General features: G+C 39.8%; 22 protein-coding genes. 11 read left to right on the top strand and 11 right to left on the bottom strand.

All coding sequences use genetic code 11. The features are described from left to right. Window positions 1-561: 561 nt before the first annotated feature. From CAL6303_RS27375 to CAL6303_RS27340, 7 genes are all read right to left on the bottom strand, one after another. A complete protein-coding gene (locus CAL6303_RS27375) occupies window positions 562-2,703 on the bottom strand; it encodes a cation:proton antiporter (RefSeq protein ID WP_015201089.1) in 2,142 nt (713 codons plus the stop codon). 335 nt (window positions 2,704-3,038) lie between these two features. After that, window positions 3,039-3,695, bottom strand: coding sequence for an HAS-barrel domain-containing protein (locus CAL6303_RS27370; RefSeq protein WP_015201088.1), 657 nt, complete (start codon window positions 3,693-3,695; stop codon window positions 3,039-3,041). Window positions 3,696-4,167: 472 nt separating this feature from the next. Then, window positions 4,168-4,365: an NAD(P)H dehydrogenase subunit NdhS gene (locus CAL6303_RS27360; protein WP_015201087.1), complete on the bottom strand. Its 198-nt coding sequence runs from the start codon at window positions 4,363-4,365 to the stop codon at window positions 4,168-4,170. A 207-nt stretch (window positions 4,366-4,572) separates the two neighbouring features. After that, window positions 4,573-5,880: a rod shape-determining protein RodA gene (gene rodA, locus CAL6303_RS27355; protein WP_015201086.1), complete on the bottom strand. Its 1,308-nt coding sequence runs from the start codon at window positions 5,878-5,880 to the stop codon at window positions 4,573-4,575. Window positions 5,881-6,178: 298 nt separating this feature from the next. Continuing rightward, window positions 6,179-7,249 (bottom strand): Mrp/NBP35 family ATP-binding protein, encoded by a 1,071-nt coding sequence (locus CAL6303_RS27350; protein WP_015201085.1) that lies wholly within the window; start codon window positions 7,247-7,249, stop codon window positions 6,179-6,181. A gap of 227 nt (window positions 7,250-7,476) precedes the next feature. Beyond that, window positions 7,477-7,599 (bottom strand): hypothetical protein, encoded by a 123-nt coding sequence (locus CAL6303_RS31580; protein ID WP_255348439.1) that lies wholly within the window; start codon window positions 7,597-7,599, stop codon window positions 7,477-7,479. A gap of 390 nt (window positions 7,600-7,989) precedes the next feature. Further along, window positions 7,990-8,514, bottom strand: a complete 525-nt coding sequence (locus CAL6303_RS27340; RefSeq protein WP_015201083.1) for a hypothetical protein — start codon at window positions 8,512-8,514, stop codon at window positions 7,990-7,992. Window positions 8,515-9,193: 679 nt separating this feature from the next. Between CAL6303_RS27340 and hemF the strand changes: the two genes are divergently transcribed. Then, window positions 9,194-10,231 (top strand): oxygen-dependent coproporphyrinogen oxidase, encoded by a 1,038-nt coding sequence (gene hemF / locus CAL6303_RS27335; protein ID WP_015201081.1) that lies wholly within the window; start codon window positions 9,194-9,196, stop codon window positions 10,229-10,231. 467 nt (window positions 10,232-10,698) lie between these two features. Next, window positions 10,699-11,070, top strand: a complete 372-nt coding sequence (locus tag CAL6303_RS27330) for an STAS domain-containing protein (RefSeq protein WP_015201080.1) — start codon at window positions 10,699-10,701, stop codon at window positions 11,068-11,070. Between the two features lie 142 nt (window positions 11,071-11,212). Here the strand turns inward: CAL6303_RS27330 and CAL6303_RS27325 are convergent, their stop codons facing one another. Next, complete coding sequence (locus CAL6303_RS27325; RefSeq protein ID WP_015201079.1) at window positions 11,213-11,815, bottom strand: chromophore lyase CpcT/CpeT; 603 nt, start codon at window positions 11,813-11,815, stop codon at window positions 11,213-11,215. A 240-nt stretch (window positions 11,816-12,055) separates the two neighbouring features. Between CAL6303_RS27325 and psb29 the strand changes: the two genes are divergently transcribed. Continuing rightward, a complete protein-coding gene (psb29, locus tag CAL6303_RS27320; protein WP_015201078.1) occupies window positions 12,056-12,763 on the top strand; it encodes a photosystem II biogenesis protein Psp29 in 708 nt (235 codons plus the stop codon). Window positions 12,764-12,979: 216 nt separating this feature from the next. Here psb29 and CAL6303_RS27315 read toward each other — a convergent pair whose 3' ends face one another. From CAL6303_RS27315 to CAL6303_RS27305, 3 genes are all read right to left on the bottom strand, one after another. Then, on the bottom strand, window positions 12,980-13,342 hold the full coding sequence (locus tag CAL6303_RS27315; protein ID WP_015201077.1) for a phage holin family protein: 363 nt from the start codon (window positions 13,340-13,342) through the stop codon (window positions 12,980-12,982). Between the two features lie 153 nt (window positions 13,343-13,495). Then, window positions 13,496-14,179: an ExbD/TolR family protein gene (locus CAL6303_RS27310; protein ID WP_015201076.1), complete on the bottom strand. Its 684-nt coding sequence runs from the start codon at window positions 14,177-14,179 to the stop codon at window positions 13,496-13,498. 76 nt (window positions 14,180-14,255) lie between these two features. Further along, the gene (locus CAL6303_RS27305; protein WP_015201075.1) at window positions 14,256-15,026 is read right to left on the bottom strand and encodes a MotA/TolQ/ExbB proton channel family protein; all 771 of its coding nucleotides are present in this window, start codon (window positions 15,024-15,026) and stop codon (window positions 14,256-14,258) included. 218 nt (window positions 15,027-15,244) lie between these two features. On the opposite strand from CAL6303_RS27305, the gene CAL6303_RS27300 reads away from it, so the two are divergent. From CAL6303_RS27300 to CAL6303_RS27260, 8 genes are all read left to right on the top strand, one after another. Then, on the top strand, window positions 15,245-15,544 hold the full coding sequence (locus CAL6303_RS27300) for a YkvA family protein (protein WP_015201074.1): 300 nt from the start codon (window positions 15,245-15,247) through the stop codon (window positions 15,542-15,544). A 524-nt stretch (window positions 15,545-16,068) separates the two neighbouring features. Next, window positions 16,069-16,347: a transcriptional coactivator PipX gene (gene pipX, locus CAL6303_RS27295; RefSeq protein ID WP_015201073.1), complete on the top strand. Its 279-nt coding sequence runs from the start codon at window positions 16,069-16,071 to the stop codon at window positions 16,345-16,347. A gap of 16 nt (window positions 16,348-16,363) precedes the next feature. Further along, complete coding sequence (locus tag CAL6303_RS27290; protein ID WP_015201072.1) at window positions 16,364-17,035, top strand: YggS family pyridoxal phosphate-dependent enzyme; 672 nt, start codon at window positions 16,364-16,366, stop codon at window positions 17,033-17,035. Between the two features lie 406 nt (window positions 17,036-17,441). Continuing rightward, window positions 17,442-18,047, top strand: a complete 606-nt coding sequence (locus CAL6303_RS27285) for a cell division protein SepF (RefSeq protein WP_015201071.1) — start codon at window positions 17,442-17,444, stop codon at window positions 18,045-18,047. An 85-nt stretch (window positions 18,048-18,132) separates the two neighbouring features. Then, entirely contained in the window at window positions 18,133-18,945 is an 813-nt protein-coding gene (gene proC / locus CAL6303_RS27280) for a pyrroline-5-carboxylate reductase (protein ID WP_015201070.1), read from the top strand. A 200-nt stretch (window positions 18,946-19,145) separates the two neighbouring features. Continuing rightward, the gene (locus tag CAL6303_RS27275; RefSeq protein WP_015201069.1) at window positions 19,146-21,830 is read left to right on the top strand and encodes a DEAD/DEAH box helicase; all 2,685 of its coding nucleotides are present in this window, start codon (window positions 19,146-19,148) and stop codon (window positions 21,828-21,830) included. A gap of 485 nt (window positions 21,831-22,315) precedes the next feature. Next, the gene (locus CAL6303_RS27270) at window positions 22,316-23,857 is read left to right on the top strand and encodes a reverse transcriptase domain-containing protein (RefSeq protein WP_015201068.1); all 1,542 of its coding nucleotides are present in this window, start codon (window positions 22,316-22,318) and stop codon (window positions 23,855-23,857) included. Window positions 23,858-24,094: 237 nt separating this feature from the next. Beyond that, entirely contained in the window at window positions 24,095-24,715 is a 621-nt protein-coding gene (locus CAL6303_RS27260; RefSeq protein WP_015201066.1) for an SLATT domain-containing protein, read from the top strand. The last annotated feature ends 218 nt before the right edge of the window (window positions 24,716-24,933 follow it).

The raw sequence follows: 24,933 nt of genomic DNA, 5'->3' as shown, positions 1-24,933 counted from the left end.
TCCCTACCCAAAACGATCTGCTGTCGTTAGGCAGAGGCTTAAACCCGCAAAATTTACAGTTATTTATGTTATTAATTTTGACGGAGTGGTAAGACTATTAATCTCACCACTTCACTAAGTCAGATGAAGTTCCTCACCGAAAAACGCTGAGGTCTTTGTGACACGTCATAAATAATTACATAGATGGTAGGATTTTAGACAAATTTGATTTGATATCAACCTCGTCTACTTTAAGAACTGTAGTTTTTCACAAAGACCCTCAGTAGGCGTAGCCAGCCCTACGGGCTTATGTTAGTCTGCAACAAGCCGCTTTGCGTCTAGCTTACGTCACAATGACGCATTTGAATAGTTAGCAACTACAGGTTTCATCATGGATGAGGTTTAGTTGTGTTTTGAAATTTTGTTTTGAATGAAATATCACTAGCAAAATACCAAATATCACTGACCCTTGACCTCAAAAATTGTGATAATTTATAAAGTCTTTAACTAGATAAAGTTCAGGTAATTTATATTTAAATTTTCCTGATGATTAAATTCTAAATATCTTGACAAAATTCGTACTTACTGATAACCAATAACTGCCGTAGTGCTGACAACTCCGGGAGATTGTGAAGGAATTTGATGGCGTTGTGGCTCTCCCAGCATGATAATTGAGCAAGTAAGTTGTCGGGCTAACTGGGTTGTGACATCACTGATTCCCAAACCATCCGAGATAGCGCGGTTACGGGTAAAGGGTAGTACCACCAAATCATACAACCTTGCAGCTTGAAGAATTGCTTGGGAAGCATTTTCATGGGCAATAATTTGGATATCTGGAGGGTTGGTCAGTGCCAACTTTGATATGATTGAGGTTAAATGCGATCGCGTAGCTGCAATCTTGCTAGAACTGGTTCGGCGATCGCATACATTTAAAACAGTAACCTGGGCTTGGTTTGTTTCTGCCAAAATCTGAGCCAGTTTAACAGGTTCTAAAGTTGGAGAGGTCAAATTTTCCACTGGTACCAAAATTCGCTGAATTTTGCTCGGTGACTCCACTAAGCGTGTCACCGCTACCGGGCAGTGTGAAGCCCAAAGTACACTATCAATCACATTTCCAAATAATCGCGCTCTAATTCCGGTGCGTTTTCCCCACCCCATGATAATTAAATTTGCCTGCTGTTCCCTAGCAGCGTGACAAATTCCTTGAGCAAAAGCATCATCAATTCGTAATAACGGCTCCGATTTTACCTCCAAAAGCTGTGATAATGCCGCAGCCTTAGTCAATAATCTTTCACTGCGCTGTAACGAAATTTCCAGATGTGGTGCATCCATATGCGCCGCCGCAGTAGCGATCGCTAAAGGTATAATCTTACCATTTCTGTGTTTTGCCACTAAGGCTGCCATCTCAATCAAATTTTGATGGGTTTGGGGATTGGAAATTGGTACTAAAATTCGATAATTGCTCTCTCGGACTGCTGCTGTTGCATATCCTGGATGTGGCTGAGACTGTAACTTGCTTGCTGGAATAACTAAACCCACTGCAACTTGACTGGTAATCAAAGGTGCCAAAATAGATGTCATCACCATGACTGCAATCACGCTATGAAAGACTTCTGATGATAGTAAACCAACTTGATAACCAACAAATGTAATTGCTACTGTGGCACTAACTTGAGGCAGTGATAATGACCACATTGTAATAGTTTCTCGCCAATTATACTGATAAATTATTTTGGCTAGAAATGCTGCAACGAATTTACTAATAATTAATCCTAGGCTAATTATTAAAACCAGTTTTAAATTATCAAATTTCTGAATAAAACTAGGAAAATCAAGTATTAAACCTAAGTGGACAAAGAAAATTGGTATAAATAGAATTCTTCCCACAAATATAACTTTTTCTTTAACGGCTCCTTCTCCCAAAGTTTCATTAACAACTAAACCCGCAAGGAAGGCTCCAATAATTTTTTGAATTCCCAGTATTTGTGTCCCTACTTCTGCCAGTAATATTACTACTAATATAAATAATAATTGGTTGCTCTCGTCTTCACCGCTACGTCGAAAAAACTCCTTTCCAGCCCAATCAAAGCCAACTAAGATAGTAGTTCCGTAGATAATTAACCAACCAAATAATGTCAGCAATGAAAAAATATTCAGTTGATGGGTATAAGCGGCTATACATATAGCAAAGACAAATAAGGAACTAATGTCAGTAACAATATTTGCTCCAATTGCTACTTTTACTGCTTGATTGTTCACTACTCCTAAACGGTTGAGAATCGGATATGCTAACAGCGTTTGAGAAGCCAGTAGGGAACCCAAGAGAATGGCTGTACTCCATTCTAAATTCAGAAAACGTCCAATCACTAACCCGACAAATAGGGGTATGGCAAATGTAAAACTACCAAATCCCAAAGATAAATTTTTAGTTTGACGAAATTTGGTAATGTCAATCTCTATTCCGACGACAAACATTAGGTAAACTAAGCCAATATTGGACATTAGCTCAATAATTTTTAAGTCAGCTTGCAGTAAATTCCAACCGTGGGGACCAAGTACAATTCCCGCAGTCAATAACCCAATAAATCTAGGGATTCTCAAGCGTTCAAATAGGATCGGTACCGCTAGAATTACCACCGACAAGATCGCAAATGGAACAATGGGTTCCTTGCTGAGAACTTGAGAGCTAGGTTCTAACGCCAGAACTTGTAAAATTAGTTCCATGGGTAGGACTGAGAGGAATAACGATAAAAATGTAATCAGTAGAATGCTGGAAATAAACAGAAGTCTTTAACTACAAGCTAAATAAGATTTAATCAGTTATCAGTTATCAGTTACCAGTTATCAGTCAAGAGTGATGTGTTTATCGTTGGGAATAAGAGTCCCCCACAAAGAAGGTGGTGGGCGTTGGTGGCGGGTTTAAATCCCCCACCATAAGCCTTGATAACTTTTGACTGTTGACTGTTCACTGATTTAATACTTTTTATTGTTTGTACTCCAGAAGCCACGATGATGTGTCTACTGCTGTATCACAATAATCATTTTCCCATTTTTGGGTTCTATGGATGAATTTGACTCAAAATAAACCGCAAACGGTCATAATCATCTTTAAGCAAGACATTGAGAGTACGTCCAGCTTGTACTAACCATTCATGATCAGCTTTCCGCAATTGATATACTTCACGAATTGCTGCGGCAATCAAAGATTCCACGGGTGCGTTACTAACTGTTAGTAATGTCCGCAAAAAGTCGAGTTTTTCCGTGAATCGGATAATTGCTTCTGGTTCGCACTGATAAACTGCTTGGTGAATTTGCGGGGGTCTGGGGGGTAGATACTGATATATTCCACTACCAAAGTTTTCATTGTCTCCGCTCGACTCAAAACCGACAATCGCTGCCCTAAATTCGGTTTGAAGCATTGCAAATATTTGAGGTTGTTCCTCTCGCAAATCTTCTAAAGACAATCCTAAAGCTCTAGCGCGATGTACTGAATCGATTGGAGAAGTAGTAGCATAATATACTATAGCATAGACCTTATTTCCGGATTCTTCGTCCTTTGCTTCAATCCAACTACCAAAAGGTGGCATTGAAGGAAAGCTCAAATCGTCAGGTTCTAAACACTGAGCCAAGAATTCACGGGTAGAAGTTTCGATGACTTCACCGATATGATTAGGATGGCGATCGCTTCGATCAAATTGTGGCAGTGGGAGGCGCATATTGGTAAAAAATCAAAAATTATAGATACATAAGCATAGATACATAAGGTAAGTAACGTAGGTGGTGGGTCGGCGTTAAAAGTACATAGTTATGATCAGGCAACGGACATTAGATAGTCCTTACTACTCCCTTACAAGTGACTAGGGATAAGCACAAATATTTGAGGTAGCTCTCTCCCAAATAGTTTTGAATAGGTTGTATTTATTCCCGTTTACTTACTTAAATCTGACTTAAATCTGAAATTGCAAGTTGCTAAACTGCCAGCGAATCCTCACGGAATAGCTTGCAGGCAGATACTACATTAGCTTTTGCTATTTGTATTATTGCCTGCAAACCGATTACTACAATTCGCTATATCGCCATGAAGTATTTGCTTGTTGAAGGTGTTTGGTTGAGTTTGAACTCCACAAAATCTTCTACATTAACAATTGACAACTTAAAAGAGATAAATAACCCTTTGTAGTTTCCTATCTATTTAGCTTTTTTACGTCCTGCTGTTGTTTCTACAAGTTCTAACTCGGATAAACGGAAGGTAATTAATTTATCCCAGTTACCACCTTCAAACAGCACGGCAACCCTGCCATCACTCACCCGTTGAACGAGTCCTTCGTAACGATAGTAGGTATCTGCGACGTTCTTAACGCGGACAGTTGTTCCAGGCAAAATCATGATTACTACTCTTGAGGTTTCCTTTATCTAGCTTAGGTGATTTCTAAAAATAATTTTACCAATTACGATGGCAAACAACTGTTTACCATCAGGCACCTGATGAAAATTGTGTGGTAGTTTCGAGATTTCCAATTCAAAAATTATCCCATCCTCAGGGCGCAAGGCTTTGCGCTCCTACAGCTTAATTTGGGCTTTGGATGATATTTCTCAATATCTAGAACGGGGGCGAAAATTTGCTACCGACTCAACGATTCCCAAGGAAATAAAATTGGTTAGCATAGCTGAACGTCCATAACTCATCCATGGGAGGGGAATCCCTGCAACTGGTGCTAAACCAACGTTCATTCCCACGTTCACAATTACTTGGAAAACAATCATTGACAACACACCAATTGCTAACAATGAACCAAAGTTATCTTTGGCAGTTTGGGCAACATGTAACAAACGTAGACAAATTAGAGCCAGGATAGATAGTACGATTAAACAACCAATAAAGCCAAATTCTTCGCCAATTGAGGAGAAAATGAAATCTGTATGCTGTTCTGGAACAAAGTTGAGTTGAGTCATGGGACCTTTATTCAGTCCCCACCCGAACCATTCACCTGCACCAATAGCAATGCGTGACTGATGTTGGTGATATCCGGTGGTAAGCAGGTTACTATCTGGATTCAAAAATGATGTCAATCGCCCTTTTTGATAGGGTTTGAGAACGTGATTCCAAGTTAGAATTCCTAATTCTCCACCCAACATATTTAAGCCCCACGCACCAAAACCACTGATACCAAATCGTCGCCAGGGCAATGTTTTCCAACCAACAAAGCCCATGAGAATAGCCCAAATAATTCCTAAGATACCAAAGGTCAAATCATCGGAAATGATTATGCTGAAGGGTAATTTGATGCTAAATAAAATGGCGGCAATAATGGGGGAAATCATCAGGATTAACCAACCGGGATTCGCATTAGCCCAGTACAACATTCCTAAGACTATCGCACCAAAGACTAATGATGTTGCCAAATCGGGCTGTATAAATACTAATGCCCAGGGTACTGCTGTAAATGCTAGGGCGCGGAATACTGCGGGTAGGGTTGAAGCGGTACTTTTGTGAAGTAAAGCCGCTAATGTGATGATCATTCCAACTTTAGCAAATTCCGAGGGTTGGACGTTAAAACCAGCAATACTAATCCAGCGTTGGGCACCTTTAGCACTAGTTCCGGCAATCATAACTGCAACTAGGCTAAAGTTGGTAATACCATAGGTGAACCAGTGGAATTTGAGTAAATTTTCATAACGCATACGACAGAAGCATAGTGCGATCGCAGAACCGATCCCAGTCACAAGCCAGTGCCATTGCCAATCGATGAGTTTCTGGTTTAATTCGGTACTACGGATCATCACACCGCCGAAGACGCTAATGCCAATGACGAGTAAAAATAATAGCCAATCGACTTGTTGCCAAGGTTTGATCCAATATTGCCAGCGGGAAGAATTACGTGAAGACTTTTTCAGTAACATTATTCTGTGTGATTTTAGATTTTATTATTTATGTATGAATATAAAATAGCGCGCCTCAACTGCGCTCTGTGGTTTTTGTGGATACGTATTTCAAGTAAATATACTTAAAATAATTTAATCAATAAAATTGGAACAATACTATTTTGTTTGTTCCAGTGGATGTAGCCCTGAGAAGGTTTTTACTAAATCTCGATTAAATATTACTTATTAAACATCATCTACATAGTTTTAAATTTAGCCCCTTGATAAAGTCTGTATTCCCAGCTCAAGCACTGGGAACCAGACAAAAATCAAACTTTTAGGATAAAGCTACAACCGATACTTTACCTGCGATGGCTAGTGCGATCGCTCTCAAGGCAGAAGCACTGGCTGAATCGGGTTCTCCCACCACTATTGGTACACCCGTATCACCACCGATTCTGGTAGAAATTTCTAGGGGTACACACCCAAGTAATGGTACACCCAGTTCTGCCGCAGTTTTGGAACCTCCACCAGAACCAAATATGTCATATTTTTTATCGGGCATATCGGGGGGGATAAAGTAACTCATGTTTTCCACGATTCCCAAAACAGGAACATTTAGCTGCTGGAACATTTTTAAACCTTTGCGTGAATCCAACAGGGCTACTGTTTGCGGTGTGGTGACAATTACGGCACCTGCCATCGGTACTGCTTGGGTGAGGGTTAATTGGGCATCCCCTGTACCAGGAGGCATATCAACAATTAAATAATCTAGTTCTCCCCATTCTACTTGGTAAAGAAATTGACGAATCACCCCATTTAACATTGGTCCGCGCCAAATTACAGGTTGATCTCGGTCAATTAAAAACCCCATAGAAACTAGCTTGACTCCGTGGTTAAAGGCTGGTTCTAGTATGTCCTTGCCTTCATGCGGTCGCACTACAATTGCAGCGTCACTTAGTCCTAACATTGTCGGGTCATTAGGACCGTAAATATCCGCATCCAGTAAGCCAACTTTGGCACCTGTTTGTGCAAGTGCTACCGCCACATTCACCGCGATGGTGCTTTTCCCAACACCACCTTTTCCGCTAGATACCGCAATAATGTTTTTGACACCGGGTACGCTATTGCGATTGGGCAAATCTTTTTGTTTTGGTGTTTCCGCAGTTACTTCTACAGCCACATCCGTAACACCTGGGAGGGTTTTTACTGCTTTTTGGCAGTCTTCAACAATAAATTCGCGCAGAGGACAAGCAGGTGTTGTAAGTACCAATGTAAAACTTACCTTACCACCCTCAACTGTGACATTGCGAATCATGTTGAGTTCCACCAGACTTTTGCGGAGTTCTGGGTCTTGTACTGGTCGCAATACTTCTAAAATTGCTTGAGAATTAAGGATACTATTCATTATGTGTTTTCCACCCTACTGCCGCAACAAATTTAGACAAACAGTAATTATTATCTAATTCGGATTTTAACTGGCATCGGGACAGTAATAAATAACGATTTATTGTTGAAGCAATGCGATCGCTTTCACCAAGCGACAGAGACCCCGCCGTAAAACGATGAGGTCTCTGTCTACCTAAAAATGAAGTTTAATTTGATTTCCGGTATAAAATCAACAGGCGATCGCCTTTATTTAATATCCACCACCGTCGCAGCCACTGCTATATCCACCACCGTCAGAACCGCTGCTATATCCGCCACCGTCACAGCCACTGCTGTATCCACCACCGTCGTAACTACTGCTATATCCACCGCTATCAATGGTGTTACTGAAACCTTCCCAGCCAGCGGTACTAGAAAAATTGTTCTGTCTCTTAGTAGAACGCTTCTGGGATTTGCTTCTATGACCTCTTGAGGAACTCCTGGGAGCAAATAAAATCAGTAACACCGCCACCGTAACTGCAAATAATATCAAAAAACCCGTCATGAGCATTCTCCTTGGCAATAGTATGTGATATCTTCAAACATCTTCCCTACTCTTAAGGAATACTTTTATACTGAGCTTATTAGCTGTTTAAAGCATCTAAATTTTTAAGTAATACAGTTAGCTACCAAGTCAAGCGAAAGTATTCCAGAATTTTTGCCAAAGTTAGGTGGTTACACAAAATTAAAAAATTAAATATAGTCGTTCTGCTGTTTCAGCTAAAAATCAAAACAACTATCATTTAAAGATTTACGCTGACCTGAAACTGCCTGCAACGCAGCTTCTTCAGCCGATTCCACCAGCGCACGAGCCACACGATCGGCATAAGGACGAGAAAATGACCAAATCAACGGTGATAACCAACCTCGTAGGGTGACTGAATAAGATAAACAAGTACCACACACTGTGGATTCTACTTGGTATGTAATACGTTCTTCGATACCCGGAATTGCTAGAACTCGAATACTTAGTAATTCCCTAGGGTTAACGCGTTCAACAAAGATACGGATGGGAATTGGTGATAAACGAGTTACAGCCTGAAAGATTAACCCTGGCTTAGGTACTAATCCGTATGGAACATTAGTACTTTTTAAAAGTGGGTGCCAGGACACATCTGCTAAATCTACTACTTTTTGCCAAAGTTCATCTACAGAAGCCGGACTAATTTCTCGATATGTTCGCACTAATGAGGCGCAAAATCGACGACGTTTAATGCGAATGAATTTTAACCACCAACCCTGCATTTTCCTAACCCTCCTCATCGCTACAGGCTTTCTGATCACTCCTCGGCTGGATCAACAACGATCAATACACAACTTTTCACGCATCGCCTACTAGTAGCATTTGTTTGATTCGGCTTACTTGAAAATTTTGGCTGAGTGCTGGACTGGCAAAATTAACAACAACTTTAATAAGTACGCTTGTTGATATCGGCATATCTTCCTCCTTAAGGAAGAACAGTCACACATTGGGATTCAATTCGTATCTTACCAGGAGGCAAAAATATAAATTTTCCTAAAGTAAAAATCGAAATATATTGCTCCTAATTATCTTTTTAGCCAGTACTTTCGCCGGAATGATCATTAATTAAGGAACAAATATTGAGCTTTATTAAGCATTATGTAGAAATCAAAACCTGAAGTATTTCTCCTCATTCCTCACCAGTCAGTGTTTATAACAAAAATATTCACACAAACTTGTCTAAAAAAAATAAATCGTACACAAGTCCATACACAATTTGAGGGACAATGATTTTGATGATGTTAAATCATCGTGTCAAATTTTAGTGTGTCAACGCTGGTGCCGACATGAAAGTCGCTGGGAAAGCTGAGAGGTTGCCGCTCAGGCTGACTCATAACTTTTGCCAAACTTTAGATAAAAAAAGTTTATTGGTGGAAATTGTAATTTTAGGTTTCAAAATTTATGCTGACTAACTCCCATTCTCCCGCTGTACAAGGGCAATCAACCAGATCTCTACCGCCATCTGACGCGAAAACACGAGTCAGTCAGTTTATGCGTCAGTTGCAAGATGACATTACCCAAAAGCTAGAACAAGTCGATGGCAAGGCTAAGTTCAAAGAAGATCATTGGGAACGTGCAGAAGGTGGCGGTGGGCGATCGCGTATTATGTCAGAGGGTAATATTTTCGAGAAAGCTGGTGTGGGCTTTTCCGAGGTTTGGGGTGACGAACTACCTCCATCAATCCTCACCCAACGTCCCGAAGCTAAAGGACATAACTTTTATGTAACTGGAACTTCTTTGGTTCTCCACCCCCGTAACCCTTATATCCCAACAGTTCACCTCAATTATCGCTACTTTGAAGCAGGTCCTGTATGGTGGTTTGGTGGTGGTGCCGATTTAACTCCCTACTATCCTTTTGCCGAAGATGCAACTCATTTCCACCAAACTTTTAAAACAGCTTGCGATCGCCATCACTCAGAATATTACCCAATATTTAAGCGTTGGTGCGACGAATACTTTTATCTGAAGCATCGGGACGAAACACGCGGTATCGGCGGTATTTTCTTTGATTATCAAGACGGAACCGGAGATTTGTATCGTGGTCCCCACATAGATAGTTCAGCAGCAATTTATAACAATCAAATTGGCACGCCACCAACCCGTACTTGGGAAGAACTCTTTGCATTTGCCCAAGAATGTGGTAAGTCTTTCTTGCCTGCATATGTTCCCATAGTTGAAAAACGTCAATCAACTGAGTACGGTGAACGTGAGCGAGATTTTCAACTTTACCGTCGGGGTCGATATGTAGAATTTAACTTGGTTTTTGACAGAGGTACTATCTTTGGTTTACAAACCAATGGACGCACCGAATCAATCCTCATGTCCCTACCACCGTTAGTTCGTTGGGAGTATGGGTACAAACCTGAACCCAATACTCCTGAAGCTGAATTATACGAAACCTTCCTCAAGCCCCAAGATTGGGCTAATTGGCATAAATAGCGATAGAAAACTGCCAAAAGGTCAGTTAAAAATGCACTAGTCAACCACTAACTCCAAATATTAAAAGGGTTAGTGACTGACTCATATACCGGATAGAGCGTGAATAAAGGAACAAAAGTCTACACAGCTTTATCTTCAGATTTCACTGCGAGAATTTTTCTTGAGAATTTTTCTAGTATTACAATGCTGGTACGCATCCGACAAGCCAGTAAGATATTTGATTAACTAAGCTGTTTTTGCTAAATTTCTTGGTTCTGAAAATCAAATTATCTCCAAGTGATACACTTTACCTTTGATAAAATGAAAATTTTATAGTGGCAAAAATATTACTTTTGTTATACTGGTGTTTCGGGTCATAAAAGGATATAAATGTTGCTATGGAAAGTAATCTTTGCGGTCTTAACCCATTCTGGGCTTTACTTAGAAACCGCATCTAATTTTAGTTAAGAGTGTCAAGGGGAAGATCAGTGATTCATATCGAGCAAAAATCTTATACTAGCCAAGATGGTAATACTGTGATTGTTTTGACACCAACTGGTCGTCTGGACATCACTACAGCTTGGCAATTTCGTCTTAAATTACAAGAATGTATTTCTAAACTTAGTCATCATGTTGTGGTTAATCTGAGTCAGGTTAACTTTATTGATAGTTCTGGTTTAACCTCTCTTGTTGCCGGAATGCGAGATGCAGATAAGGTTAAAGGTAGTTTTCGTATTTGTAATGTCCATCCTGAAGCAAAGCTGGTATTTGAAGTCACGATGATGGACACAGTTTTTGAAATTTTCGAGACTGAGGAAGAGGCTTTGGAAGGTGTACCTCGTAATATTATTGCTAGTTAGTTGATTGACTACAAGTAGTGCATGGTTTCGGAACTCAGAATAGACAAAGTGTTGAAGAGCTAAATTTTTCCTATATTCACACTGTTCCCTATTTTTATCAGTGCTGCACTACCTTGAATTTGTTATTAATTTTAAGGGAATTTTAAGAGAGGGACGATTGCTTTCGTTTTTGATAGTGATATGGTCCTAAAATTGCTCCCCAAGTTGCTCTACCAGTTTCTGGATCTATACCTTTGTCGTAGGTCTTAAGCTCTTCTTGCGTTACCTCGAATCCGAGTGAAACCCTTACTATATTACCGTTGTATCTAAAGCTGCAAATGCTATTTGCGACTGGTGTGGCAATAAACTGTAAGTGATGTGATGTTTCTTTAATTTCTACTTCCAATACACAACCTGGTAAATCTTCTAAATCATCTGGAGTCAGATTTTTTAGTCTACCAGGCTCTTTTCCAGCACCAACTAAAGAAATATAGTCTTTCAATGCATAATACTGAACTTGTAGTGAAGATTCGACATTACCTACCTGACGGATACGAATAATACGCTGACGATAGGGTTGATCCAAGTTAACAATATTAGCCTGTTCCGCAAAGAAAGTGATACTATCTTCGGGAAATAATGGTACAGGTATATGCCATAAACGCAAATGTACAAACCAAGCAGGTTCAGCTAGGGATTGCTTGCTATTATCGAATTCGCCAGCTAGATAATTACCGAGAGTGAGCAACTGGGAGGAGCAGTTCATAATAGTTAATTATTCGTTATGATGTATTATTGTTGCTGAGTAGTTGTGTTCGATATGGGGATCAAGCCCTAAGTGATTGTTTTGGTTCTATTTGTAATTATCCTATTACAAGTTGAATCAATAAGAAGTAATTATTGGTTTCGATAGCAACTAATACTCAGCCTATGTCAATTTACTGTAACTTGGCAAACTCGCCTCAATAGCGAGAGAATAAACATACGTCGCCCTATAATTAACTTTGTGAATAACGTTCGTACTGTCTCCGATACAAAAAAGACTTTCTATAGTATCCATACTCGCCCCATCAACACCATTTACCGCCGGGTTGTGGAAGAGTTAATGGTGGAAATGCACCTGCTTTCTGTAAATACTGATTTTACTTACAATCCGATTTATGCTTTAGGTGTTGCCACAGCATTCGAGCGGTTCATGCAGGGTTATGATCCAGAAAAAGATAAAGAGCAGCTTTTTCATGCTTTGTGTCAGTCTGTTGAAATTGATACCCAAAAAATCAAGCAAGAAGCTCACAGCTTAAAAGATGTAGCAGCAAGTATGTCTGTCGGTGATTTGATTAGTTGTTTGAGTCGAGCAAAGCGCTTTGATAATGCAGGTGAATTGCAAAATCAGTTGGACGCGATCGCATCCAATCCCAAATTCAAGTATAGTCGCTTGTTTGCTATTGGCTTGTTCTCACTCCTAGAAGCTGCTAGTCCAGAAACTGTCAAGGATGAAAAGCAGCGTAATGATGCCTTAGTTAGCATTGCCAAAGGTTTAAATATCTCCGAGGACAAACTCAGCAAGGATTTAGATCTATATCGCTCCAATCTAGATAAAATGGCACAAGCGATGGTGGTGATGGCAGATATGCTAGCAGCAGATCGCAAAAAACGCGAGCAACGCGCTCAACAAAAATCAAGTGTTGCCGCAACTCCTAGCAGTGAGCAGTGAAAATTAAGATAACTGAAAACTGATGACAAGTTTAGGGAATGGGAAATTTAGAATTTAGAATTAATAACTCAAAATAGAAAACTCGGAATTACAAATTAGAACTCAAGATTCAAAATTTGGAGTTCAAGATTACGCTCTGATGAGTTAGCAGGAAAAACCTATTGATCTTCTACATTCTGTATTTTCCCTCCTTCCTCTAAACTCTAGTTAATGATTTTAGAAAGGTATAATTTGATAAATTAGGTTTGTCACAACAGATAGTGAAAATGCTCCTAAAATAGCACTCCAGGCTCCAAAACGCAGACGAAAGCCCTGGACAAAAGAAGCTGCAAGTCCAAAGCACATTGCTGAGATTGCAAATGTGAAAAATGCGGGAAAAATATTAAATGTTAAAGCATTGGGAACTTGAAATATAAAGCTCAATAATGGTCTAACTAATGCTGATATGATACCTAGTACAGCAGCCGAAACAAATGTTTTATCTGGGCTATCAATATCTACTCCAATTGGTAGTTTACTAATAACAAAAAAACTGGCTGAGGTGACTAGCCAAGCAACTAAAATTGATGTGATATTCATTGTTCAACCTATTATTTGGTTGAAGCAATCATAAAATTTAAATTTAGAGATAAAAGTTAGCTGTGAACGGTGAAATTAGGCAATATGTAGCAGATTTCAGGCATTATCTGAGTGTATTTCACTTCACCTGAAATCTGCTATAAACTGTCAACACTAAGGGCTACTTGGACTAGAAGGAACTGGAACTCCTGGCTGAACTGGAGCAACTCCAGAATTAGGAACATATTGTGGGTTGACATTTTGCCCCGGTTGTGTATTTGTAGTCGGGGGAAAATTGGGGATAGCTGGTTGGGGATTGCCTAGTTGGGGTGCGCTTCCAGGACTTGCGGGGAAAAGTGGTGCGGGTGGTGCGGTGGTGGTAGTAGGTTCTTCAGTTACAGATGCATTTTGGATAACTCCCAAGGATACGCGATCGCCTCCTACCTGGCGCAGTACATTTAGCGTTTCAATTACATCATTGTACTGGGCTGAACGGGCTGCATTTAGAAGTAAAGTACCACTGGGGTTTTGTTTAAGGTAATTTCCCAAGACTCCCGGCAGTTGTTCACGAGTAATTAATCTTTGTCCCTGTGGCTCAATCACATAAAGTTGATTAATGGGGTCAATGTGGATAATTAAACGCTGCGGATCAGTCTTATTCGTATCTCCTGGCAGTGCTGGTGATGTGGTTGCTGTGGAGGCTTTGGGTAAATCCAAATTAATCGCTTTAATAGCCTCTTTGCGAGAAAACTGTAATGCAGCCAAGATAAAAAACGTCAAAATACAAAAAATAACGTCAATTAACGGGATAATTTGGACTTGTGCATCTTCACTTGTGGTTTGGGAACTAATTTTCATCGGTTCAAGTATATGTCTAATTGACAAATAATTAATTAACTAAATCATGTCGTGAGGAGTAATTAAAAATCTGGTTTTAATTTTCCGGTTGTGAAGGTTTAGTTTCATCGGAGATTTCAGTTGGGGAATCAGAACTGAATCTATTTTTAGCTGGACGACGGGGAAAACCAAAGTTGTTGGGGTTAGATTCAACCGTAATTGCCGTAGATGTTGCCAAACTGCTGGCAAAACGTTCTGGAGACTCACGATAAATTAACTCTAACTCATTCCCCGCCTTGCGGAAAATACGTACTTGGTTGACGATAAATGCTTGAAATAAGCGGTAAAAAACCAAGCTAACAATAGCAACTACCATCCCAGCCGCAGTACTAATTAGCGATTCTCCAATTCCGGTTGTCACCTCAGCCGATTTTTGCACCACATCATCAATGCGAAGCGATCGCAAAGATTGATAAAGTCCCCAAACAGTACCAAATAATCCTAGCAGGGGCGCGAGTGCGATCGCAGCTTCCAAAAACTTCTCTCCCTTACGCATTCCCGATAGTTCATCCTCGGCGCTTGATTCTAAGGCAAGTTTAAAGGTTTCCACATCTGCCTTGGGCAAACTCAAGGGCGCGTATAGAAATCTACCAATAGGTTGATCCGTAGCTCTCTGGGCGATATCCCTCGCTAAACCCCAATTTTCACTAGCTGCACTCAATATACGGGTAACAATTTCCTTCTCCTGGTTCAATATCCGTAACCAAAACCACAGACGTTCAAAAACTACACTTACAGTCAAAACAGATAAAGCCAGCAACGGGTACATCGCTGGTCCACCTTTTCTTAATTCGTTGATAATTTCCACAGTTATCTTTTTCCTCGCTTAATTTTTAAATCAAAATATTCCAAACCATTCTAATTCTGAAGATACATGTACAAACTCCATACTTATGATAAATATCAATAAGCTAAAGCTTTACGGAAGAGCACTTGTAGCATCTACCAGATAAAATGTGACGGTTATTCCCACAGGAAGTTTAGGACATTATTTGCAAAAATTAAAGACAACTAGAGGATCAAAACATGAAATTTTCAATTCAATCTGTGTATAACTGGTACCGCAGCACAATTCGTAATCCCAAATATCGTTGGTGGGTTGTCTTAGGAACACTGGTATATTTTATTAGCCCAATCGACTTAATTCCAGATATCTTATTCCCTGTTGTGGGTGAACTAGATGATGTTTTTCTTTTGACATTGTTAGTAACAGAAGTATCTCAAATGCTAATCGAAGGTTTCAAAGCACGACAAGCTACAGTTTCCACAGAAAACCCCGCCCCTCCAGCAAATACAATTGATGTTGATGCAGTTCCTGTTAAGTGATGCTGCGGGATACTTCAGACAACAAAAAAAAATATGAGATTGCTAGGAACCTAGGAATACTAGGTTTCTACAGCCAGTTACCTACATACAACAATAAAAGCCTTCCAAAGCCCCGTAGATTGAATTCTACGGGGTTTTCAATATAAATGCCAGCCCTTAAATTCTAAATCCCGAATCTATCTCCCTCACCATTAGTTAAAAAAAGCTAAATTTTAGACAGCAAAACCGCATCAATTATGGCAGGATGGGAAAGGCAGTAATGTCAAAGCGGAGCAGATAAGCAAGTTAAGATATTTTGCTTTCCGATCTCTTAACTTTTGCCGCCTTTGATAGTCGTGGCGAATACCGCTACCATATTCCCACTTCTCTGGAAACTGACCAATGTAGATATTGGTGGATGCGAGTTTGCACAAAGTCAGATTTTTGTATTTTAAGCAAATCTTCCATTGAGGTGGGTCACTATCGTCTGTATTGAGGAAAGTGATCACGAACAGATATACATGTAATTGAACCTTCAGCCATAAATGAATTCAGAAAGCCCAGAAACTTACATCAACCATCCCACTTGGGGTTTGCTCTACAGAATTAGTATGGTAGATGAAAACCAAGAGCTATTCACCACACTTTATGCTCAACGCTTATTTTTTGTAGTAACAACCGAAGCTAAAGCCATGAAGTTTCAGCCGATTGGACGTACTGAAGCTAGGATGATGCTGGAAAATAGGATGCGTACCCTTCGTCGCAGTGGACCCCCGCAAGAGTACGATCAGCTACAGAGTGTTTTTCAACGCACTTTCCAATGAATTCAGTATTTGCTAGATGACAAGTCAACAGTTACGCGAACGCATTTCTACTACAATCTCGCAGCTACCATCATCTGTCCGTCTCATTGCTGTCACGAAAACAGTTCCTGCGGAGATAATTCGCATCGCTTATGCCGCAGGAATTCGTGATTTTGGTGAAAATCGGATCCAAGAAACTGCCTTAAAACAAGCAGAGTTAGAGGATTTACCTGATATTACCTGGCACCTGATTGGGAATCTTCAAAGTAATAAGGCTAAAAAAGCCCTGCAATTATTTCAATGGATTCACTCTGTTGACAGTTTAGCGATCGCTCAACGTCTCAACTCCCTCGCAGCCGAATTAAAAGTAAGTCCCCAAATCTGCCTTCAAGTCAAAATTCTCCCAGATCCCACTAAATTCGGCTGGAATCCATCCCAACTTCTAAATGACTTACCTGCCCTCAATGATTGCAATAATTTACAATTTCAAGGTTTGATGACAATTTCCCCTCTGGGATTAAACGATAATCAAATATTAGATGTATTTAATGCTACTAAAAATTTAGCCAAAGAGGTTAAATTACGCAATTTTATCAATATGCCCATGACCGAATTATCAATGGGAATGTCTGGTGATTATCACCTGGCAATTGATGCAGGTGCAACAATGGTAAGGCTAGGAACCATTCTATTTGGTAGCAGAAGCTAAGAAATATATTGAATTTATTTCATCTACTTTGCTGCCAGATATAGGCATCTACTATTTTGAATTATCAATATTTACTTATACTGATACTTCTTTATACCGAAAATTATTATTTAACCCCAGTTCACTAAAGCACATTAAATATAGTATTTACATTTGTACATCCAAATAAAATTTGGGTGAAAAAAACTTTGCCGAATAGACTGCTTAGGATATAATTTTGACTCATTAATTCCGTGTATGTAACACTTGACGACTAATAAAGTTAGTTAATTAACAAAAAGTCGTGATAAATGCTACAAACAGCGATAGAATTCCTAAATTGTTTGTGTGTCTTCATGGTCAAAGAGAAATAACCAATCACTTTGCCAGTTTCAGTCGCAGTAATCAGCACCAGGAGCGTGTAAAAATGAACAATATATTTTCTAAATTGCGAGACTTTGTTGGTTTAAATGAACCTGTAGAATATGAAGAATACTACGAAGAAGTAGAACCGGAAACTTATCAGGCTCCATATGCGGAGCAAAATCCCCCAGCTGCCGCACCTCAAACTCAAGAATCTGCTGCTCAGAATCGACGTTGGCGCGAACCCATGACTACAATGAGTACTGATGTCGCAACAAGTTCAAAAACAATGAGTAATGTGATCGGTATGCCAGGAGCACTTAACGGAATTTCAGAAGTTTTAGTGTTAGAACCTCGTACCTTTGAAGAAATGCCCCAGGCAATTCAAGCATTGCGCGAACGCAAATCGGTAGTATTAAATTTGACAATCATGGATCCAGATCAAGCACAAAGAGCCGTGGATTTTGTTGCTGGTGGAACCTATGCTCTCGATGGACATCAAGAGCGAATTGGGGAAAGTATCTTTTTATTCACACCCAGTTGTGTCCAAGTTAGTACCCAAGGTGGTGTCCTTCATGAAGTACCTGTACCTCAAACTCCAGTCCGGAATCGTTCCGCATCCGTTCCAAATCCAGCTTGGGGAACAGATGCCGCTCGTATGGCACAATAGAAGTGGTGCTTTGGGATTTTAGATCCGGGATTACATCTAAAATTCCAAATCCCATGCTTGTAGTGTTAATTTGAGGAAATCCAAATTGTCTGTAAAATTTGGCTTAATTGGTGGCGGGGTAATGGGGGAAGCGCTATTATCTCGTCTCGTTAATTTGGGGATATACCAGCCTTCAGAAATCATTGTGAGTGAACCTGTTGCTTCTCGTCAGGATTTTCTCAACCAGAAATATGGCGTTGGAGTTACTGGTGATAACTGCCAAGTATTTTCGACAAGTGAAGAAGTTATATTTTTAGCCATAAAACCTCAAATATTTGCTGGCATAGCTCAGGAAATATCCCACCTGTTACCATTTAGTAGTTTTCCCTTGTTAGTATCAATTTTGGCTGGAGTGTCTTTATCTCACTTGGAAACAGCTTTCCCCAACTTCCCCGTAGTTAGGGCAATGCCAAATACACCTGCCACCGTTGGAGCGGGAATGACTGCTATTTGTCCAGGTAGCCATGTGGAAGCAAATCACCGAGAAACAGCACGGCAGCTATTTTCCGCAGTGGGAGAAGTGGTGGAGATAGCCGAAACCTTGATGGATGCCGTAACTGGCTTATCTGGAAGTGGTCCAGCCTATGTGGCGTTGATGGTGGAAGCTTTAGCAGATGGAGGTGTGAGTGTGGGATTGCCTCGTGCGGTAGCGTCTCAACTGGCTTTACAAACCGTCTTCGGGACAGCAAAGTTGTTACAGGAAACAAAAATACACCCAGCAGAGTTGAAAGATCGGGTGACAAGTCCTGGAGGAACAACCATTGCTGGAGTCAGCGAATTAGAAAAAGCTGGTTTTCGTTCAGCTTTAATTCAAGCAGTTAAAGCTGCCGCTAACCGTTCTCAAGAACTGGGAAAGTAAAGTCAAAATTAAACAGCCAACTGTGGTCAATAAATATTTAAGATAAAAATCCCCACGCAGTTAGATATAATTACTTTTTACATCTTCAGCGAAACAAACATCATCTGTTAGAGTTTTGATTTGTTGCGTCTAGGTGAATTGCAGGCGAATCCCTGATAGAACTTGAATAATATATATAACGTGGTTGTAATTAATATTGAGTGAATTATCCTGCACCTTCTTCCGGAGTAGACCCAAAAAATATATTTCCATTTGAACTTGACCAATTCCAACTGGATGCGATCGCATCTCTCAATGCTGGTAGTTCTGTCGTTGTTTGTGCCCCCACTGGTTCGGGTAAAACTTTAATTGGCGAATACGCCATCTATCGTGCCCTATCACGGGGGAAACGGGTCTTTTATACCACCCCACTCAAAGCTCTCTCCAATCAAAAACTCCGTGATTTCCGCGAGACTTTTGGACAAGATAACGTTGGTTTGTTAACAGGTGATGCCTCCATCAACCGCGATGCCTCAGTTTTGGTGATGACTACTGAGATTTTTCGCAACATGCTCTATGGCACCCCCATCGGTCAAGTTGGTATCTCTTTGACAGATGTTGACGCTGTAGTCTTAGATGAATGTCACTACATGAATGACCGCCAACGCGGTACCGTTTGGGAAGAATCTATTGTCTACTGTCCCCACGAAGTCCAATTAGTTGCCCTCTCAGCCACCGTCGATAATAGTGATCAACTTACCGACTGGCTAAATCAGGTTCACGGACCAACTGACCTCATTTATTCAGATTTTCGTCCGGTTCCTCTAGAATTTTACTTCGGCAACACCAAGGGGCTTTTTCCCCTTCTCAACGACTCCAAAACCCACATCAACCCCCGCCTAGCACAACGGAAAAAACGCAAAGGTGATGGTGATCGAGGTCGCAATGGTAGACCAGAAGCCCCCAGTATTAATTATGTCTTGAGCCATCTCCAACAGCGAGATATGCTACCAGCTATTTACTTTATCTTCAGCCGCCGTGGCTGCGATAAATCGGTGGCGGATGTAGGGGATATGTGGCTGGTTAACCCTGATGAAGCCTATAAGTTGCGGGTGCAAATTGATGACTTTTTGACCCGAAATCCAGATGCTGGACGCGCTGGACATGTAGGTCCACTGTATCGAGGGATAGCAGCACACCACGCGGGAATTTTACCTGCGTGGAAGGTATTGGTGGAGGAACTGTTTCAGCAGGGTTTAATTAAGGTAGTTTTTGCAACTGAAACCCTGGCAGCAGGAATCAACATGCCCGCCAGAACCACTGTAATTTCAACCCTTTCTAAACGTACAGATAACGGACATCGCCTACTCAATGCGTCAGAATTTTTACAAATGGCTGGACGTGCCGGACGTAGGGGAATGGACGACCGGGGTTATGTTGTCACCCTGCAAACACCCTTTGAAGGTGCCAAGGAAGCCTCCTATTTAGCCACATCCAAACCAGATCCCTTAGTTAGTCAATTTACACCCAGCTACGGCATGGTGTTGAATTTGCTCCAAACCCACACTTTAGAGCAAACCAGGGAACTAATTGAGCGCAGTTTTGGACAATATTTAGCCAATTTTCACCTCAGACCTCAGTATGAGTATTTAGCAGAACTCCAGCGTCAACTGGGTGAAACCCAAGCCCAAATTGATGCTGTGAACGAAAATGAACTTGCCCTTTACGAGAAATTACGGCAAAGGCTGAAAGTTGAACGACAACTGTTAAAAACACTCCAAGAACAAGCAGTAGAAGCCAGACAGGAAGAATTGGGGATGATGTTGGGGTTTGCTGTGGCGGGAACAATCTTAGGATTGAAAGGTAAAAATATTCCCGTTGCCACACCCGTTACCGCTGCTTTAATTACCAAATCCGCCAGTTCGGGACAAGCACCCTACCTAATTTGTTTGGGAAGCGACAACCGTTGGTATGTCGCAACAACCGGAGACGTGGTGGAATTGTATGCTGAGTTTCCCAGAATTGACGTGCCAGAGAACTTACTGCCACCTGCGGAGATGCAAATAAAACCCGGACACTCACGCCGTGGTAATTTGGAAACGAATGCGATCGCATCATCGATTCCCGAACCAGAAGGTTTATCATACTTAGCACCAGAAGTCAGGGAACAACTCAGCCGTGTCACCGCAATTCAGGCACAAATCGAAGCACACCCCCTCTATCAAAGTGGGAATGCAGCTTCACTATTTAAACGTCGTAACCGTGTTGTAGAACTAACAGTAGAAATCGAAGAATTAGAAGCACATGTTCAACAGCAATCCCAACGTCACTGGGAAGAATTTGTCAATTTAATAGACATTTTGCAGCAATTCGACTGTTTAAGTAACCTAATTCCCACCCAACAAGGACAAATAGCCGCCGCCATTCGCGGTGAAAATGAATTGTGGCTAGGTTTAGCCCTTTCCAGTGGCGAAGTAGATGCCCTCGACCCCCAGCAATTAGCGGCAATTGTCGCTGCACTGGTGACAGAAACACCTCGTCCTGATAGCTTTGTGCGCTTTGATTTATCTGCCGAAGTTGACGAAGCTTGGGGAAGACTGCAAAAAATCCGCAAAGCAGTTCTTAAAGTTCAATATCGTCACGGGGTTGCCCTTCCCGTCGGTTTGGAAATCCGTTATATCAACATAATTTCTTTAGTGGAACAATGGGCGCTTGGTGTTGAATGGGTAGAACTTTGTGAACATACTAGTTTAGATGAAGGTGATGTAGTGCGAATTCTACGCCGTACCCTTGATTTACTATCTCAAATTCCCCACGTACCACACCTTTCTGATGCCCTCTATCGTAACGCTCGGCGGGCAATGCAGTTAATTGATCGATTCCCAGTTAATGAGGTGATGGAGTGAGTAACTTAATCCATCAGTTTTGATGGCGAAGTTATGGGCTTCCGGGAAAATAAAATACCAGCTTGTAGGGTGTGTGACGCTACGATAATCTGATCGTAGATTAGTATTTGTAGCGTCACGCATGGACGATAACTGCGCTTAGATTGGTACTTTATGCTTCGATTAGTACAGAGTGCGATTCTCCTCCAGAAGACTGCGCTTTTGGGATTCGGGTATTTTTTAGAACAGTGGATAACTGTCGTAAACGTTCACTTACTTCAATATTAGACTCACGCGATCGCTATGAGCAAAAGGACTCGCATTGATGTCGAGTGAGTGTAACATTTATATCGGGTGGAAAAACTTTTGTTTACACTGAACGCTATCTTTGTCAAGTTGACAGCAATTAACTATGTGATTTTAAATTGACAACGATAATCCCCTTCTCAAGGTAAGATTTAAAAATCAATCTGATGTTCTTAATAATGCTCTGATCTGTAGCTAAAATGGGTAAATATGTTGATAGCCCAAAGTTATCTATTTTTTCTAAGATGAGCAATACATCCCAAATACAAGTGGCATTAGATTTGCCAGAAAAAGTCGAGAAAGACAAGAATGTCTCTCATCCTAGTTCCTTATGTTCGTCCCATTTCTCTCAAACACCTTATGAATTACTAAAATCTTCTGTCAAAATAAAATCTTTGAAGAAAATTTATGATGACAAATTTGAATCGAGCACAACTAAAGGTATTGACCGACTTAGCGGTATTCAATTTAGAAAGCAAAGTAAGTCACAGTTTAAAGTAATCAAGAAGAAGTGTTTGAATGGAACATATAGATTTTCACCCTATCTAGAATTACTGCGATCTAAAGGAAGAGATAAGCCTCCAAGGCTCCTAGCAATTCCAACAGTGCGTGATAGAATTGTTTTATATGCATTAAAAGAAATTCTATTTCAAATATTTCCAGACTGTGTTCCACGTAAATTAGCTAATACCTATATTTATGATATTAAAAAATTTGTTTCTAGTAGATCACCTTCCGAAGTTAGTATACTTCGCGCAGACGTAGAAAATTTTTATGGATCAATTAATAGAGAAAAGTTATTCATAAAATTAAAAAAACGAATAAAATCATATAAACTATTATCATTAATTAAAAAAGCTATCGAAACACCTATTGTTCCTAATAATTATAGCCGAAAAGACAGAAAAGAATATGTTAAGGAATCTAAAGGTATAGGTATACCACAAGGTTTATCCATATCAAATATTCTTGCACATATTTACTTGTATGATTTTGATCATCTCATAAAAAATCATAATTGCGTTAATGTCTATTATCGATATGTAGATGACATATTAATTTTCTCTGAAAAAGATAAAATTGACAAAATAGAAATATTATTTAAAAGTGAATTGAAAAATATCGACCTTAATTGCAACTTCAATAAAACATACAAAAAGAGCGGTCAAGAAGAGTTTGAATATCTTGGATATCGCTTTAAATTACCTACAGTTACAATTAGGTTATCTACAATAGAAAGGTTTATTCATTCAATAACTGCTAAATTTAGCAGTTACATCCATAATCGAACAAAAAATTTACAGTCGAAGTATGCTGTGGATAAGTTAAAAGAAAATTTTGTTGTTAATTTAAATGAAAAAATTACCGGTGCTATTAGTGAAAAACGAAAATATGGTTGGATCTTTTACTTTAGTGCTATTAATGACATGTCTGTACTCTACAAGATAGATAATATAATTGCTGGCTTATTTAAGAGATTGGAAGATTTTGATAGAATTCCTCCCGCTAACTTAAAAAAAATTTCACGAGCTTTTTATGAGGCTAAGTATAATCCTGAAGGTGGTTATATACATGACTATAATAGTTACCAAACAGTCAAGCAAAAAAGCGATTTTCTTGGACAAAGAGGGCATCTTGAGCCTGAGAAAGAATACTCAGGAGAAGAAATTGAAAAGTTATTTGAGGCTATTAAGCAGAGAAATTTATCAGAGTTAGAGAGAGATGATAGTTGGTTATATTGATGAGTGATGTTAGAATCATTACAAGCGAGTCTGTCTCCTGCATTCGTATGATTGCAGGATCTCCTGGATATAATAGTTCAGGGGCGCATGTAATCAAACTCCCTTTGGGGCTTGACCTCCTAAAGCTTATTTTAGGAGTGGTTGTCGTTGTTATCATCACTAGGCAGGCTCGCCTTTGAATTTACAAACTATGCTTCTATTTCTATTGTATAACTGCATAGCATATACCTCTGATAAATGAACAGTAATAGCGACTCAAAAGAATACGCTGAATCATTAAGCAGAAGAATTTGGATAACTAAAGGTTCTCGTTTCAATGCAGCGCGAAGACTAAACAATAAGTACCAATTTTCACTTAACAGTATTTCAATACTATCTGTATATGGTATAGCAATTCCAGTTATTCAAGGTATTGTGAGAAATCCTCAATGCCAGAAAATAAATGAGATATACAATGCTATTTCTTTGATTTTATCTGTATTTACGTTAGCTATTAGTTTGTTAGAAGGGGCAAAAAATTATCAGCTTAAAGCAGAAAAACTACATAAAAATGCAGTAGAGATATCAAACTTGCAAAGAGAACTTGAGTACTTGATCATCAGTAAATCAGGGGATGCAGATTTTCTTCAAAAATTGGGCGATATGTCACTTCAATACGAGCATTTAATCGAAAAGTGTTCTGAAAATCATGAACCAGAAGACTATGATTTTTTCAAAGCACAAAACAGAAAAGACTTTAACATAAGTAGGCTTGCTGGATTTTATATAAGAATGAAGCTGATTATTAAAGATTACTGGTTATATATTTTTGTCTTAGGAATACCTCCAATTTTATTTTTATTATATTCATCTTGTTAATTTTTTTACGACTCTACCAAAAGAAACTAAAGAGCCAAATGATATACTCAGATTCAGCGTGAAATTTAAGGAGTTTATCAAAAAGTTTTAGTAAAAATATTGAAAAATCTAGAGCGTTACATCACGCGATCGCTCTGACCAAAAAAATCACTGTAGAAAAGAAAATATCAGAAGGCTTGAAGAAAAACAAATACATTTTCTTGAAGTTGATTTTTCTA

The sequence above is a fragment of the Calothrix sp. PCC 6303 genome, assembly GCF_000317435.1.
GTDB lineage: Bacteria > Cyanobacteriota > Cyanobacteriia > Cyanobacteriales > Nostocaceae > PCC-6303.
The sequence above is the reverse complement of the archived record's forward strand: the minus strand, read 5'-3'. Positions and strand labels throughout refer to the sequence as shown.